Below are 15,019 nucleotides of genomic sequence, written 5' to 3'. Positions count from 1 at the left end.
CGCGGCTCGTTCACGCGGTCGATGACCACTCGTGTCGGGGCGCACCGCACTCACGCGGGCGCCTGCGACCCAGAGTAGCCGTCGCCGTCGTGTTCTTCGCGCGGGAGCCCGACGCCTTGACGCACCAGGCGGCGGCGGACTAGGGCGGCGGTCTCTGCCGCGTGGGGCAGCACCGAGGCGAGCCCGGTTCCGGCGATCCAGGTGCCCGTGACGGCGAGGCCGGGCACCGGTGCGAGGGCCTCGCGGAACGCCTCGAGGCGGTCGCGCCGGCCGAGGGCGGCGGCGGGGCGGACGTTCGCCCAGCGCACCCTCGCGGAGGCGACGAGCGCGGCGGGATCGAGCTCGACTCCCAGCAGGATCGACGCGTCGCGGAGCGCGGTGGCGGCGGCGCGTGCGTCGTCGGCTCCCGCGAGCGGTGGCGCCTCGCCGGGACGGCCGTAGGAGAGGCGGAGCACGTGGCGGCCGCGCGGCAGCGTGTCGGCCAGCCAGGACCACTTCGCCGTCGCGTGGGTGAGCGCCTTCGCCACGACGTCGTCGGCGGTCGGGGCGACCAGCACTCCGGAGCCGCGCGGCGCCGCGTCGAGGCGGGCGTCGTCGACGACGAGGGTGACGAGCTCGACCGTGTCCTCGCCCGGCTCGTCCGCGTCGCGGGCCGCCGGCACCAGGTCGGCGAGCAGCGCGCGCGCATCGTGCTCCGGAGTCGCGACGATCACGGCGTGCGCCGTGAGGACGGAGCCGTCGGCGAGACGGAGGGAGAAGGGAGCGTCCTCTGCGGAGCGCTCGAGGCTCGCGACACCGGTGCCGGTGTGGATCTCACCCGAGAGGTAGTCGATCCGCTCGACGAGCGCGGCGACCAGGCGGTGCATGCCGCCGTCGATCCCCCGCACGGCGACGCCCGCCGGGACGTTGGCGCGCAGAGCCGCCACCGCGCCCGCGAGCGAGCCCCGCCGGGTGATCGCGCCGTTCAGGCCGGGAGCCGCGAGGTCGACGTCGATGTCCTCGGGGCGGGAGGAGTAGACGCCCGAGACGACCGGGGCGACGAGGTCCTGGAGCACCCGCTCGCCCATCCGGGTGCGGACGAGCTCGGCGAGCGAGTGCGCCCGGCCGATGCGCAGCACCGGCATGAGGGTGTCGAGCCAGGCCCTCGTCGCGGCCCGCCGGCCGATGGCGCGGACGACGTCCGGAGCGAGGGGCGTGCTCGGGATCCCGAGGATCCCGGCTCGCGGAGACGGGACGGAGCGGCCGCCGGAGAGGTGCAGCCACGATCCGCCGGTGCTCGGCTCGACGACCGACTCGGCGAGCGGATGCCCGCCGAGGGTGAGCCCGGCGAGCACCTTCCCGACGTGGCCGCCGCGGGTCGCGAAGCTCTCGGCTCCCGCGTCGAGCACGGTGCCGGCGAGGTGAAGCGGGGCGACCGAGCCGCCCACCCGCTCCCCCGCCTCGAGCACGACGACGCGCAGGCCGATCCGGAGGCACTCCGCGGCGGCGGCGAGCCCCGCGACTCCCCCGCCGATCACCGCGACGTCGTGGTCGACGGGACGCTCGGGACTCACGGCCGCCAGTCGTGCGCGAAGGCGACGAGTCGCGTCAGCACGTCCGGGTCGGTCTCGGGCGGCACGCCGTGGCCGAGATTGAGCACGTGCGCGGGCGCGCTGAGACCGCGGCGGAGGACGTCGTCGACGTGCGCGGCCAGCACCTCCCAGGGCGCCGAGAGCAGAGCGGGGTCGACGTTGCCCTGCACAGGCACGAAGCCGCCGAGGCGGTGGTTCGCCTCGTCCAGCGGGATCCGGTAGTCGACTCCGACCACGTCGGCCCCGATCGCGTGCATGGCGCCGAGCAGCTCGCCGGTGCCGACGCCGAAGTGCACGATCGGCACGTTCCGGCGGACGCCGCCGCTCTCGAAGGCCAGGTCGCGCACGTGGGTGAGCGCGCGGGTCGAGGCGGGAGCCACGTGCGCCGTGTAGTCGGCGAGGGAGAGCGCCCCCGCCCACGAGTCGAACAGCTGGGCGGCGCTCGCTCCGGCCGTCACCTGCGCCCGGAGGAAGCGACCGGTGACCTCGGCGGTCCACTCCATCAGCCGGGCCCAGGCCTCGGGGTCGGCGTGCATCAGCGTGCGGGCGCGGATGTGGTCCTTCGACGGACCGCCCTCGACGAGGTACGCGGCGAGGGTGAACGGAGCTCCCGCGAAGCCGATCAGCGGAGTGTCGCCGAGGCCCGCGACCGTGCGGCGCACACCCTCGCGGATCGGCTCGAGGGTCTCGTCGAGCACCGAGGGGTCGATCGCCGTCAGCTCGTCGACATCGGCGGAGGTGCGCACCGGCTTCTCGAGCACGGGGCCGCGACCCGGCACGATGTCGACCGCGACGCCCGCGAGCCGCAGCGGGATCACGATGTCGCTGAAGAAGATGCCCGCGTCGGTGCCGTGGCGCCGCACCGGCTGCAGGGTGATCTCGCTCGCGAGCGCCGGATCGAGGCAGGCGTCGAGCATCTTCGTGTCGGTGCGCAGCGCCCGGTACTCGGGCAGGCTGCGGCCCGCCTGCCGCATGAACCAGACCGGCGTGCGCTCCGGCCGCTCGGAGCGGTACGCGCGCACGAGCGCCGAGTCGGCGGTGCGCCCGGCCGAGAGGGGGTGCAGCGGATCGAGCAGGCCGTCGAGTGGGGAGGTCACCGCGGCATTATTCCAGGCTTCCCCGAGCGTTCCTCCCGGATCCCGGGCCCGCTCCCCCGGGACGGCGCGTAGACTGCTGAGGTGCTTCTGTGTCTGACGGCGTCGCACAAGAACGCCAGCTTCGATCTCCTCGAGAAGCTCTCCGTCGACTCCTCCGCCGTCGCCTCGGCGCTCGCGGACAGCATCGACTTCGTCTCGGGGGCCGTCGTCGTGGCCACCTGCAACCGCTTCGAGGCCTACCTCGACATCGACGAGCCGCTCACCGCCGCCCGCGCGGTCGCCGTCGAGGCCGCCACGGCCGCCGTCAGCGCCGCGACCGGAGTCGAGCAGGAGCAGCTCCGCGGCAGCGTCGACGTCGTCTCGGGCGACCGCGTGGCCGAGCACCTCTTCGCCGTGTCCAGCGGGCTCGAGTCGGTCGTCGTCGGCGAGGGCGAGATCGCCGGCCAGGTGCGCCGCTCCCTCGAGGAGGCCCGCCGCCTGGGCACCACCTCGTCCGAGCTCGAGCGCCTCTTCCAGCGCGCCTCGCAGACCTCGCGCGGCATCAAGAACCGCACCGGCCTCGGCAGCGCCGGCCGCTCGATCGTCCGGCTCGCGCTCGACCTCGCCTCCAGCCGCATCACCGACTGGCGCGCGGCCCGCGTGCTCCTGATCGGCACCGGCAGCTACGCCCGCGCCACCGTCGCGGCCCTGCGCGACCGCGGCGTCGTCGACATCGCGGTGCACTCCCCCTCCGGCCGCGCCGAGGGCTTCGCCGCGCGGCGTGCCCTGCGCCCCATCGAGGGGGCCGACCTCGCGGCCGAGGCGGTCGGCGCCGACGTCGTCATCACCTGCACCACCACCGAGGCGCCCGTGCTCGACGCGGCCCTGCTGATCGACGGACGGCTCCACTCCGCCGCCCGCGAGCGCCAGCTCGTCATCGATCTGGGTCTGCCCCGCAACGTCGCCGCCGATGTGACGAGCGTCACCGGGGTGGAGCTGCTGGACCTCGAGACGATCAGCCTGCACGCTCCCCTCGAGGTGCTCGACGCCTCCGAGAAGGCGCGGGCCCTGGTCGACAAGGCGGCCCGCAAGTTCTCGGACGTGGCCGACGAGAAGAGCCTCACCCCGGCGGTCGTCGCCCTCCGCGCCCACGTGTTCGACGCGCTCGACGCCGAGATCGAGCGGGCCCGCTCCCGGGGCGACGACGACGGGCGGACGGAGCAGGCGCTGCGCCACCTCGCCGGCGTGCTGCTGCACACCCCGAGCATCCGTGCGCGCGACTACGCCCGCGCCGGGGCCCAGGAGGCGTACCTCACCGGTCTCGAGGCTCTCTTCGGCATCGAGGTGCCCGCCGAGCCCGCCGTGGCGCGCCCGCGGAGCGACGACTCCGCCGCCACCGCCTGACCTGTGTCACTGCGGCTCCCCTTCGACGCCGAGCCGATCCTGACCGACCGGCTCCTGCTGCGGCCGCTGCGGGTGGAGGACGCCGCCGATCACGCGCGCTACCAGGGGCACTCCGACGCGGTGCGCTACCTCCGCTGGCCGGTGCGCACTCCGGAGGAGTCGCACGCGCACCTGCTCACCCGGCTGCCGTCCGCGCGGCTCGCCGCCGACGGCGACGTGGTGGTGCTGGCGATGGTGCCGCGCGAGGGGCCGCTCTCGGGGCACGTGGTCGGCGATCTCACACTCATCGCCGTCTCGGTCGAGCAGGGGGCGGTCGAGATCGGCTGGGTGCTGCATCCGGACGCGCAGGGTGAGGGTCTCGCGACGGAGGGGGCCCTCGCACTGCTCGACCTGGCGTTCGACCGGCTCGGCGCCCACCGTGCGATCGCCCAGCTCGACGACCGCAACACCGCCTCCGCCCGCCTCTGCGAGCGCCTCGGGATGCGGCGCGAGGCGCACCACGTCGAGGACGAGTACTGCAAGGGCGAGTGGACATCGACCCTCGTCTACGCACTGCTGGCGCGGGAGCACCGCGCCTCTGTGCGCCCCTCGCTGATCGAGTAGCCCGCGCAGCGGGCGTATCGGGATCCACCAGCGCCGGAGGCCGGGGTCTCGCTACGCCCCTGCGGGGCTGCTCGACCAGCGGGAGAGGGCGGGCTACGCTCCGCGCAGGCCCGAGAAGAGGTGCGCCTCGAGCTGGTCGAGCGGGACGCGCTCCTGCTTCATCGTGTCGCGGTCGCGCACCGTCACGGCGTCGTCCTCGAGGGAGTCGAAGTCGACCGTCACGCAGAACGGGGTGCCGATCTCGTCCTGGCGGCGGTAGCGGCGGCCGATCGCGCCGGAGTCGTCGAAGTCGACGTTCCAGAGCTGGCGGAGGCGGTCGGCGACCTGACGGGCGAGCGGCGAGAGCGCCTCGTTGCGCGAGAGCGGCAGCACCGCCACCTTGACCGGCGCCAGGCGCGGGTCGAGATGCAGCACCGTGCGGGTCTCGACCTTGCCCTTGGCGTTCGGGGGCAGCTCCTGCTCCTCGTACGCGTCGACGAGGAACGCCATCAGCGCGCGGGTGAGCCCGAACGACGGCTCGATCACGAACGGCACGAAGCGCTCGTTGCGCGTCTGGTCGAAGAACGAGAGGTCCTTGCCCGAGTGCTCCATGTGGGTCTTGAGGTCGAAGTCGGTGCGGTTCGCGACTCCCATCAGCTCGCCCCACTCGCCCGATGCGAAGCTGAAGCGGTACTCGATGTCGACCGTGCGCTTGGAGTAGTGGGAGAGCTTGTCCTTCGGGTGCTCGTACTGCCGGATGTTCTCGGGATCGATGCCGAGGTCGACGAACCAGTCCCAGGCGAGCTGCATCCAGGTCTCCTGCCACTCCTCGTCCGTGCCGGGCTCGACGAAGAACTCGAGCTCCATCTGCTCGAACTCCCGGGTGCGGAAGATGAAGTTGCCGGGGGTGATCTCGTTGCGGAACGCCTTGCCGATCTGGCCGATGCCGAACGGCGGCTTCTTGCGCGCGCTCTGGAGCACGTTGGCGAAGTTGGTGAAGATGCCCTGCGCGGTCTCGGGGCGGAGGTAGTGCAGTCCGGACTCGTCGTCGACGACGCCGAGGTAGGTCTTCATCAGCCCCGAGAACTGCTTGATCTCGGTCCACTGGCCGACCTTGTCGGGGTGCTCCGGGTCCGGGATGTCGGCGAGGCCGTTCACGGGCGGGTGCCCGTTGACCTCCTCGTACTTCTCGAAGAGGTGGTCGGCGCGGTAGCGCTTGTGGGTGATGAGCGACTCGGTGAGCGGGTCGGAGAAGACGCCGACGTGACCGGAGGCGTTCCAGATCGCGGTGGGCAGGATGACGGCGGAGTCGAGTCCGACGACGTCGCCGCGGCCCTGCACGAAGGCCTTCCACCACTGGCGCTTGATGTTCTCCTTCAGCTCCACACCGAGCGGCCCGTAGTCCCACGCCGAGCGCGTGCCTCCGTAGATCTCTCCCGAGGGGAAGACGAACCCCCGGTGCTGCGCGAGGGTGACGACTGTGTCGAGGGTGGTGGGTTCTGCCACGGGTTGCTCCTCAGCTGTTCGGGCGCACGGGGCCCCGACGCGCGCCGGCTGCGCGCGTCCTGTGATGTGTGCACCCATGGTAGCCGCGGGGCGCCCGGGCGCCGGGTGCAGGCGGGAGGCGGGAGGATGGCCGCATGAGCAGCCTCCCGCCGATCGTCGTGTCCGCCGTCGCCGTCCTCCGCGAGCGCCGCGTGCTGATGGTGACGGCCCGAGGGCGCGACGTGGTCTACCTCCCCGGCGGCAAGGTCGACGCGGGCGAGACCGGCGAGCAGGCGGCCGCGCGCGAGGCGCAGGAGGAGCTCGGCACAGCGACCACCCGGCTCGAGGAGCTGTTCGTCGTCCGCACCCAGGCCCACGGCGAGCCGGAGGGCCGCGAGGTGCACATGCGGGTGTACCTCGCGGAGCTGGCGGGCGAGCCCTCGCCGAGCGCCGAGATCGACTCGCTGCACTGGATCGGGACGGCCGACGCGCACCGGTGCCCGCCTGCGGGCGTGGCGACGCTCGAGCGCCTCCGGCTGCTGGATCTCGTCGACTGAGACGGCGACGCGCCCGGCCCGCCGAGCCCGCCGCGCTCGGGGACTGCCGCCGCCGCCGTCGCTCCGCGCCGACGGCTACCCTCGTGCCGTGGAGACGAGACGACGCGCACGGGAAGAGTCGACGCCGGGCGGGGCCTCGCGGCTCGAAGCGGTGCGGATGGAGGCGGCGGTCCCTATCCTGCGCATCTTCTCGGTCGCGAAGGCGGGCGAGTTCTACGTCGACTACCTCGGCTTCACCGTCGACTGGGAGCACCGCGCGGGCCGCGACGCTCCCCTCTACCTCCAGGTGTCGCGCTCGGGCCTGCGCCTGCACCTCAGCGAGCACCATCGCGACGGCAGCCCCGGAGCGGCCCTGCACGTGTCGCTGCGCGGGGTGCGCGAGCTGCACGCCGAGCTCGACGCCAAGGCCTACCCGTACCTGAACCCGCGCATCACCCGGACGCCCTTCGGCTTCTCCCTCGAGGTGATCGACCCGTTCGGGAACCAGCTCCGCTTCGCCGAAGCCGTGCCGGAGCCGACTAGCGCCTGAGAACGGCGGAGGTCAACCGTTCACGCCACGTCCATCCGTTTCGAAGAGCGGTCGCCTAGCGTGGCTGCGATGGCTGCACAGGTGACGACCGGACGACCAGGCGCGGTCGAGGCGTCGGAGCGGACCTCCCGCGTCCCGCTCCGGGCCCGCCGACTCGCGCAGCACGCGTCGCGCGTCGCCCCGCTGGCGATGGGCACGGTCGCCTCCAGCGCGATCCTGGTCGGCTCGCTCGGCGTCGGGTACCTGCCCGGCGACTCGCCGATCCGGCAGTGGCCCCTCATCGCGACCCTGCGCTCGACCGCCTCGCTCACAGAGATCTGCGCCATCGCCGTGCTCGGCGGCGGACTGCTCCTGCTGCTCGCGTGGCTGCGGCTCCGCTCGACGGCGCGGAGCGGGGACCCGCGCGCGCTGCGCACGATCCTCGTCGCGGCGCTCTCGTGGTGCGCGCCCCTGCTGATCGCCGTCCCTCTGTTCAGCCGCGACATGTTCTCCTACGTGGCGCAGGGGCGGCTGATGGTCCAGGGGATCGATCCCTACTCGAACGGCGTCGCGACACTGCCCGGCTGGTTCATCCTCGGCGTCGATCCCGTCTGGGCCGATTCGCCGACCCCTTACGGCCCCCTGTACCTCCTGACCGAGAGGACCGTGGTCCAGCTGGCCGGCTGGTCCTCCCCCGAGCTCTCGGTCGCCATGCTGCGGGCCGTGTCGGTGGCCGGAGTCGTCGTCATGGCCGTCTACGCGCTGCGGCTGGCCCGGTTGCGCGGCCTCTCCGTCCCGCTGACCGCGTGGACCGTCGTCGCGAATCCGCTCACGCTCGTCCTCTTCGTCGTCGCCGGGCACAACGACTCGGTGATGCTGGCGCTGATCCTCGCGTCGCTGTTCTATGCGAGCACCGACCGGAGAGTGCTCGCCGTCGTGCTGATGGGGGCCGCGATCGCGGTCAAGCCGGTCGCCGTGATCGCCCTGCCGGTGGTCGCGCTGCTCTGGCTGCGGCGCGACGCGAGCCTGCGGGAGCGGGTGCGCGCTTGGCTCTGGACGGGTCTCGGCGCCCTCGGGCTCGTCGTGGCGGCGGGCTTCGCCGTCGGAGTCGGAGTGGGCTGGGTCGCGGCGATGATCGTTCCCGGCACGATCATGCACTGGTACGCGCCGATGTCGCTCGTCTCGATCCTCGTCTCGACCTCCGTCGAGCTGACGGGGCACGATCCCGCCGCGGCCGTCACCCTCGTGAAGCTGCTGGTGCTCACGCTCGCCGGAGTCGTCGCGGGGTGGATGATGCTGACGCACCGCTCGATCGATCCGGTGGCGCGGCTCGCGACCGCGCTGCTGGCGTTCGTGACCGCGTCCTCGGCGATCCACCCGTGGTACGCCCTCTGGATCCTGCCCGTCGCCGCGCTCGCGCGCCCGTGGAGGACGGTCCACGTGCACCTCGCGGTGTACGCGACGATCTTCCTGATGTGCGTGACCCTCGCCGAGCCCGTCGAGGGCAACGGTGGGATCCTCGACCAGCTGCCCGGCCGGGTGGCCACGATCGCGGCCATGGCCGTCGTGGGCCTCTACGTGCTGCTCGGCTACACCGACGCCGAGCGCGTCGAGGTGCGCGGGCTCGTGCGCGGTCTGCCGCTGGGCGGCGAGATGCTCGCGCGCGGCTCCGATCTGCTGCAACGGGCGACGGGGGGCCGCGTCGGCTCGCGGCTCGACCGGCGGTACGTGAGCGCTCGCGCGCGCGACTGAGGCCCTCGCGCGACCGGCGCTAGGCGCCCGACTCGTCGCTCCTGCGCCGGCGGCGCTCGATCGCCGCCTGCGCCGCGACGGCGGCGGCCTCGGGATCGCCGGAGCCGAGCACGCTCGAGAGCGAGGACAGCCAGCGGGCGTCGTCCCGGCTGCCCTGCAGCGCGTTCGAGAAGAGCGGCAGCTCGGTGCGGGTGGCGTGGATCGCGTAGGACTCGCGGCTGTAGCCGTTGTCCGGGACCACGGGGGCTCGCCGATCGGCGGCGCGCGCGTCGTCCTGGGGGTCGGCCTCGCGCCCGGACCGCCTCTCGACGGCGTCGTCTCGCTGGTTGTCCTCGACCACGGGTCCTCCTCGTCTCACCGCGACCGCGGCGAGCGGGCGGGCGACCCGGCGACGGTGCCGGGCGCGACGGTCAGAGTACCCCGATCACAGGCCGTCCGGCTCGTCGTCGTCCGGTGCCGCCTCGTCGCGCGGGCGAGGAACCGGGCGCCACACGACGACCTCGGTGCGACGCTGCGCGCGCGTGCCGTGACGCAGGGTCACCACGTCGCCCTCGAGTCCCGCCGCGAAGACGCGGCGCCCCGGCCGGTTGAGGAGCTCGTCGGCCAGGGCCGACTCGAGTTCGCGCACCCGCTGGGACAGCGACTGCACCTGGTTCTCGAGCTGGAGGATCCTCGCGATGCCCTCGAGGGAGACCCCCTCGGAGGACAGCCGTGCGACCTCGCGCAGCTGGACGACGTCGCGCATGGAGTAGCGGCGCGACTTGCCCGCGGTGCGGGTCGGCCGGACGAGTCCGAGCCGGTCGTACTGCCGGAGGGTCTGCGGGTGCATGCCGGCGAGGTCGGCGGCGACCGCGATCGCGAACACGGGGGTGTTCTCGTCCACCACCGCCTCCTCTCCGGCCTCTCGGCCCGTCGCACTCGTGCGCTCTAGTAGCGGGCCTTCTCCAGGAGGTCCTCGCGGGGGTTCTCGGCGGGCTCGGCGGCCGCGTAGGCCTCGAGCGCGGCCTTGGCCGCGGCCGACAGGTGATCGGGGACCGCGACCTGGACGATGGCCAGCAGATCGCCGGTGCCCTTGCCCGTCTCGACGCCGCGCCCCTTGACGCGCAGCACGCGTCCGCTGGGCGTTCCGGGAGCGACCCGCAGCTTGACGGGCTCTCCCCCGAGGGTCGGCACCTCGATCGTCGCGCCGAACACGGCCTCGACGAAGGTGACCGGGACGTTCACGCGGAGGTTCAGTCCGTCGCGCTCGAAGACGGGGTGCTTGCGGACGGCGACGGTGAGCACCAGATCGCCGGGCTCGCCGCCGTCGGGGCTCGGCCGCCCCTTGCCGCGGACGCGGATCTTCTGCTGGTCGGCCACTCCGGCCGGGATGCGGACCGAGAGCGGTCGACCCTCGCCGGTCTGCAGCTGCACGGTGTCGCCGCGGGTCGCGGTGAGGAAGTCGATGGTGGTGCTGGCCGTGAGGTCGGCGCCCTTCTGCGGGCCGCCGAAGCCGCGGTACCCGCCACTGGGCTGGCCGAAGCGGCCGCCGGCGCCGCCGAACATCCCGCCGAGGAGGTCCTCGAAACCGGGAGGCGGGCCCTGCTGTGCGCTGTATCCGGAGCGCCCGCCCTGGCCGAAGACGTTGCCGAACACGTCGTCGAAGCCGCCGGGCTGTCCGCCCGCGGTGAAGCGCGCTCCGCCGCCCATCGCGCGGATCTGGTCGTACTCCTTGCGCTGATCCGCGTCCGAGAGGACGGTGTACGCCTCGCTGATCTCCTTGAAGCGCGCCTCCGCGCGGGCGTCGCCCGGGTTCGAGTCCGGGTGGAACTGCCGCGCGAGCTTGCGGTAGGTCTTCTTCAGATCCGCCGCGGAGACGTCCTTGGACACGCCGAGGACCTTGTAGAAGTCCTTGTCGAACCAATCCTGGCTGGCCATGTGCCTCTTCCTGTGTCGGGTGCGGCGAGGGACCCCGCTCACGGGCCCGCCGGGAGCGGCGGGAGGAGCGGGGTCCCTCGCGGTGGTGCGGAGGGTGTCAGTCGGCGGGGACCGCGACGACCACCTTGGCGGCGCGCAGGAGCGTGCCTCCGAGGTAGTAGCCCGCCTCGACGACGTCCGCGACCGTGGAGGTCTCGGCGCCCGGAGTGGGCTGCTGGAAGATCGCCTCGTGGATGTTCGGGTCGAACAGGTCCCCGACGGCGCCGGTCTTCACCAGGCCGAGCTTCTCGGTCCCGCCGCGCAGCTTCTGCGCGATGGCGGTGAACGGGCCGCCCTCGGGCAGGTCGCCGTGCTTCTCGGCGCGGTCGAGGTCGTCGAGCACGGGGAGGATGACCTTCACCGCGTCGCCGATGGCCCGCTCCTTCTCGGCCTGCCGGTTCGACTCCGTGCGCTTGCGGTAGTTCGCGTACTCCGCGGTGACCCGCTGGAGGTCGGCGAGGTGCTCCGCTGCGAGCGTCTCGGCGTCGGACTGGCCCGAGAGGAAGGAGAGGTCCGCGTCCGAGAGCGTCGTCTCGACGTCCGGGCCCTCGGCCTCGATCAGACCCTCGGTGTCCTGAGCGGCCTGCGCCGCCTCGGCTCCGGTGGTCGGCTCCTGCTCGGGAGCGCCCTCGGTCGGCTCCTGGTCCTGCTCGCCGGCCGTCACTTGGCGTCCTTCGGCTCGTCGTCGTCGATGACCTCGGCGTCGACGATGTCCTCGTCGTCCTTCTTGTCACCGTCGGTGGGAGCGTCCTGCGGGGCGCTCTGCGCGGCCTGGTCCTGCGAGTAGATCGCCTGGCCGAGCTTGGTCTGCGAGGCGTTGAGGGCGTCGAACGCGGTCTTCACCGCGGCGTCGTCGTCTCCGGCGAGCGCGGTCTTCAGCGCATCGACGTCGCCCTGGACCTCGGACTTGACGTCCTCGGGCAGCTTCTCCTCGTTCTCCTTGATCAGCTTGTCGATCGAGTAGGCGAGGGTCTCGGCGTTGTTGCGGATCTCGGCGGCCTCGCGGCGGGCCTTGTCCTCGGCGGCGTGCTCCTCGGCCTCGCGGACCATGCGCTCGATGTCGTCCTTCGGCAGCGACGAGCCGCCGGTGATCGTCATCGACTGCTCCTTGCCGGTGCCCTTGTCCTTCGCGGACACGTGCACGATGCCGTTGGCGTCGATGTCGAAGGTGACCTCGACCTGCGGGATGCCGCGGGGCGCCGGCGCGATGCCGGTGAGCTCGAAGGTGCCCAGGTTCTTGTTGTCGCGGGTGAACTCGCGCTCGCCCTGGAAGACCTGGATCGCGACGGACGGCTGGTTGTCGTCGGCCGTGGTGAAGGTCTCGCTCCGCTTGGTCGGGATCGCGGTGTTGCGCTCGATGAGCTTGGTCATGATCCCTCCCTTGGTCTCGATGCCCAGCGACAGCGGGGTGACGTCGATGAGGAGGACGTCCTTGCGCTCGCCCTTGAGGACGCCGGCCTGCAGGGCGGCGCCGACGGCGACGACCTCGTCCGGGTTGACGCCCTTGTTGGGCTCCTTGCCGCCCGTGAGCTTCTTGACGAGCTCGGCGACGGCCGGCATGCGGGTCGATCCGCCGACGAGGACGACGTGCGCGATGTCCTCGACCTTGACGCCCGCCTCGGCGATGACGTCGGTGAACGGCTTGCGGGTGCGCTCGATGAGGTCGCTGGTGAGCTCCTCGAACTTGGCGCGGGTCAGCGTCTCGTCGAGGTTCGCCGGACCGTTCTCGGTGAGCGAGAGGTAGGGCAGCTGGATGCTGGTCGAGGTGCTCGAGGAGAGCTCCTTCTTCGCCTGCTCCGCAGCCTCCTTGAGGCGCTGACGGGCGATCTTGTCCTTCGACACGTCGACGCCGGTGGAGTCCTTGAAGCGCTTGACGAGGTGGTCGACGACGCGCTGGTCCCAGTCGTCGCCGCCGAGGCGGTTGTCGCCGGAGGTCGAGCGCACCTGGATGGTCGAGAAGTCGTCGTCCTTGCCCACCTCGAGGAGGGAGACGTCGAACGTTCCGCCGCCGAGGTCGAAGACCAGGATGAGCTCGTCCTCCTTGCCCTTGTCGAGGCCGTAGGCGAGGGCGGCCGCGGTGGGCTCGTTGATGATGCGGAGGACGTTCAGTCCGGCGATCTCGCCGGCGTCCTTCGTGGCCTGGCGCTCGGCGTCGTTGAAGTAGGCGGGGACCGTGATGACCGCGTCGGTCACCTTGTCGCCCAGGTACTGCTCGGCGTCGCGCTTGAGCTTGCCCAGGATGCGGGCCGAGATCTCCTGCGGCGTGTACTTCTTCTCCTCGACCCCGAAGGTCCAGTCGGTGCCCATATGGCGCTTGACCGACGCGATGGTGCGGTCGACGTTGGTGACGGCCTGGCGCTTCGCGGTCTCGCCGACGAGCACCTCGCCGTCCTTGGTGAACGCGACGACGGACGGGGTGGTGCGGAAGCCCTCGGCGTTCGCGATGACGGTGGGCTCGCCACCCTCGAGGACGGCCACGACCGAGTTGGTGGTTCCCAGATCGATGCCTACGGCACGGGACATAGCGTGTTTCTCCTTCGCGACCGGCCGGCCGTGAAGGCGGTCGATCAGTTGTCGTGAGTGGTGCTGACGTGAGTGGTGCAAACCTCTGCGGGAGTTGAGTCCCGCAGGCTCAAGTTTACGCGGACCGTTCCTGGAGTCAAGCCGGGAACGGAGAAGTTGAGTCCAGCGGGCTCAACTCTCAGTGGCAGCTTCCCGCCGTTCACCTCCACGCCCTACGGTGAGCGCATGACCGAACGCGCCGGCCGTCGACCCGTCCTCGCCTGGGGCCTCTGGGACTGGGGCGGATCCGCCTTCAACGCCGTCGTCACCACCTTCGTCTTCACGGTCTACCTCACGACCGACGGCCTCTTCGGCACCCCCAGCGGAGTCTCGGCCGCGCTCGGCTGGTCGCTCGCGGGGGCGGGGCTGGTCGTCGCCCTGATCGCTCCGATCACCGGCCGCCGGGCCGACCTCGGCGGACGCCGCCGGCTGTGGCTCGGGATCCACTCCGCCGTCGTCGTGGCGTGCATCCTGCTGATGTTCCTCGTCCGCCCCGATCCCGGATACCTCTGGCTGGGCCTCGGGCTGCTCGCCGTCGGCACGGTCTTCTTCGAGTTCGCGAGCGTCAACTACAACGCGATGCTCACCCAGGTCTCGACGCGCGCCACGATCGGCCGGGTCTCGGGCTTCGGCTGGGGCATGGGCTACGTCGGCGGCATCGTGCTCCTGCTGATCGTCTACTTCGGCTTCATCTCGCCCGAGGTCGGACTCTTCGGCGTGACCGGGGAGGACGGACTCGACGTCCGCGTCTCGATCCTGCTCGCGGGCGTCTGGTTCGCCGTCTTCGCGATCCCCGTGCTCGTCGCGGTGCCCGAGCTGCCGGCGCGGGCGGGCTCGCGCGAGCGCGTCGGCGTGATCGCCTCCTACCGCGCCCTGTTCCGCCAGATCGCCGCACTGTGGCGCGAGAGCCGCACCACCGTGCTGTTCCTGATCGCGAGCGCCGTGTTCCGCGACGGGCTCACCGGCGTCTTCACCTTCGGCGGGGTCCTCGCGCAGGGCACGTTCGGCTTCACCGCCGGCGAGGTGATCCTCTTCGCCATCGCGGCCAACGTGGTCGCCGGAGTCGCCACCATCTCGGTCGGCGCCCTCGACGACCGCCTCGGCCCCAAGACCGTGATCGTCGCCTCGCTGGTCGGGCTGCTCGTCTGCGGCACCGCGGTCTTCGTGCTGCACGACGGCGGCGCCACCGTCTTCTGGATCTTCGGCCTGCTGCTGTGCCTCTTCGTCGGCCCCGCTCAGTCGGCGAGCCGCAGCTACCTCGCGCGGCTGATCCCGGAGGGACGCGAGGGCGAGATCTTCGGGCTCTACGCCACGACCGGCCGCGCCGCGTCCTTCCTCGCCCCGGCCGCCTTCGCGGCCTTCGTCTCGATCGCCGCAGCGACCTCGGGCGGCGACGAGGCGAACGTGCAGTACTGGGGCATCCTCGGCCTCGTGCTCGTGCTCGGCGTCGGGCTCCTCCTGCTCCTCCCCGTGCGCCGCCCGCCCGCCGCGGCGCCGGTCGCGCCGACCGAGCCGCGAGGAGCGGCACTGCCCTAGAGTGTCGGAGCCGTCGCCCCGACGGCCCCC

Annotated in this window: 14 protein-coding genes; 6 read left to right on the top strand and 8 right to left on the bottom strand. The window is 72.4% G+C overall.

The window, feature by feature from the left end; translation table 11 throughout:
• Nucleotides 1-50: 50 nt before the first annotated feature.
• Nucleotides 51-1,553: a protoporphyrinogen oxidase gene (hemG, locus tag ASF48_RS03495; RefSeq protein ID WP_235577175.1), complete on the bottom strand. Its 1,503-nt coding sequence runs from the start codon at nt 1,551-1,553 to the stop codon at nt 51-53.
• Nucleotides 1,550-2,668 (bottom strand): uroporphyrinogen decarboxylase, encoded by a 1,119-nt coding sequence (hemE, locus tag ASF48_RS03490; RefSeq protein WP_055786434.1) that lies wholly within the window; start codon nt 2,666-2,668, stop codon nt 1,550-1,552. The genes hemG and hemE overlap by 4 nt, the downstream gene beginning before the upstream one ends.
• 81 nt (nt 2,669-2,749) lie before the next feature.
• Between hemE and ASF48_RS03485 the strand changes: the two genes are divergently transcribed.
• Both ASF48_RS03485 and ASF48_RS03480 read left to right on the top strand, forming a co-directional pair.
• Entirely contained in the window at nt 2,750-4,051 is a 1,302-nt protein-coding gene (locus tag ASF48_RS03485; RefSeq protein ID WP_055786430.1) for a glutamyl-tRNA reductase, read from the top strand.
• A gap of 3 nt (nt 4,052-4,054) precedes the next feature.
• Nucleotides 4,055-4,654, top strand: coding sequence for a GNAT family N-acetyltransferase (locus tag ASF48_RS03480; RefSeq protein WP_055786426.1), 600 nt, complete (start codon nt 4,055-4,057; stop codon nt 4,652-4,654).
• Between the two features lie 93 nt (nt 4,655-4,747).
• Here the strand turns inward: ASF48_RS03480 and ASF48_RS03475 are convergent, their stop codons facing one another.
• Nucleotides 4,748-6,139 carry a glycine--tRNA ligase gene (locus ASF48_RS03475; protein WP_055786423.1) on the bottom strand — a complete coding sequence of 464 codons (1,392 nt, stop codon included), beginning with the start codon at nt 6,137-6,139 and terminating at the stop codon, nt 4,748-4,750.
• A 134-nt stretch (nt 6,140-6,273) separates the two neighbouring features.
• Here ASF48_RS03475 and ASF48_RS03470 point away from each other — a divergent pair, with 134 nt between their 5' ends.
• From ASF48_RS03470 to mptB, 3 genes are all read left to right on the top strand, one after another.
• A complete protein-coding gene (locus ASF48_RS03470) occupies nt 6,274-6,675 on the top strand; it encodes an NUDIX hydrolase (protein ID WP_055786420.1) in 402 nt (133 codons plus the stop codon).
• An 88-nt stretch (nt 6,676-6,763) separates the two neighbouring features.
• Nucleotides 6,764-7,204: a glyoxalase superfamily protein gene (locus ASF48_RS03465; RefSeq protein ID WP_200930960.1), complete on the top strand. Its 441-nt coding sequence runs from the start codon at nt 6,764-6,766 to the stop codon at nt 7,202-7,204.
• Nucleotides 7,205-7,273: 69 nt separating this feature from the next.
• Nucleotides 7,274-8,935 carry a polyprenol phosphomannose-dependent alpha 1,6 mannosyltransferase MptB gene (mptB, locus tag ASF48_RS03460; protein ID WP_055786413.1) on the top strand — a complete coding sequence of 554 codons (1,662 nt, stop codon included), beginning with the start codon at nt 7,274-7,276 and terminating at the stop codon, nt 8,933-8,935.
• 19 nt (nt 8,936-8,954) lie between these two features.
• Here mptB and ASF48_RS03455 read toward each other — a convergent pair whose 3' ends face one another.
• The 5 genes from ASF48_RS03455 to dnaK form a co-directional block, all read right to left on the bottom strand.
• Nucleotides 8,955-9,275 (bottom strand): hypothetical protein, encoded by a 321-nt coding sequence (locus ASF48_RS03455; protein ID WP_055786412.1) that lies wholly within the window; start codon nt 9,273-9,275, stop codon nt 8,955-8,957.
• An 84-nt stretch (nt 9,276-9,359) separates the two neighbouring features.
• Complete coding sequence (locus ASF48_RS03450) at nt 9,360-9,818, bottom strand: heat shock protein transcriptional repressor HspR (RefSeq protein ID WP_055786402.1); 459 nt, start codon at nt 9,816-9,818, stop codon at nt 9,360-9,362.
• Nucleotides 9,819-9,862: 44 nt separating this feature from the next.
• On the bottom strand, nt 9,863-10,852 hold the full coding sequence (locus ASF48_RS03445) for a DnaJ C-terminal domain-containing protein (RefSeq protein ID WP_055786395.1): 990 nt from the start codon (nt 10,850-10,852) through the stop codon (nt 9,863-9,865).
• Between the two features lie 97 nt (nt 10,853-10,949).
• Nucleotides 10,950-11,555 carry a nucleotide exchange factor GrpE gene (locus tag ASF48_RS03440; RefSeq protein WP_055786392.1) on the bottom strand — a complete coding sequence of 202 codons (606 nt, stop codon included), beginning with the start codon at nt 11,553-11,555 and terminating at the stop codon, nt 10,950-10,952.
• Nucleotides 11,552-13,414 (bottom strand): molecular chaperone DnaK, encoded by a 1,863-nt coding sequence (gene dnaK, locus ASF48_RS03435; RefSeq protein ID WP_055786389.1) that lies wholly within the window; start codon nt 13,412-13,414, stop codon nt 11,552-11,554. Before dnaK ends, ASF48_RS03440 begins: the two co-directional genes overlap by 4 nt.
• Before the next feature lie 225 nt (nt 13,415-13,639).
• Here dnaK and ASF48_RS03430 point away from each other — a divergent pair, with 225 nt between their 5' ends.
• On the top strand, nt 13,640-14,989 hold the full coding sequence (locus ASF48_RS03430) for an MFS transporter (RefSeq protein ID WP_055786388.1): 1,350 nt from the start codon (nt 13,640-13,642) through the stop codon (nt 14,987-14,989).
• Nucleotides 14,990-15,019: the final 30 nt, after the last annotated feature.

The organism is Rathayibacter sp. Leaf299 (genome assembly GCF_001423055.1).
GTDB classification, from domain to species: domain Bacteria; phylum Actinomycetota; class Actinomycetes; order Actinomycetales; family Microbacteriaceae; genus Rathayibacter; species Rathayibacter caricis.
This window is presented reverse-complemented; position numbering and strand designations above follow the sequence as displayed.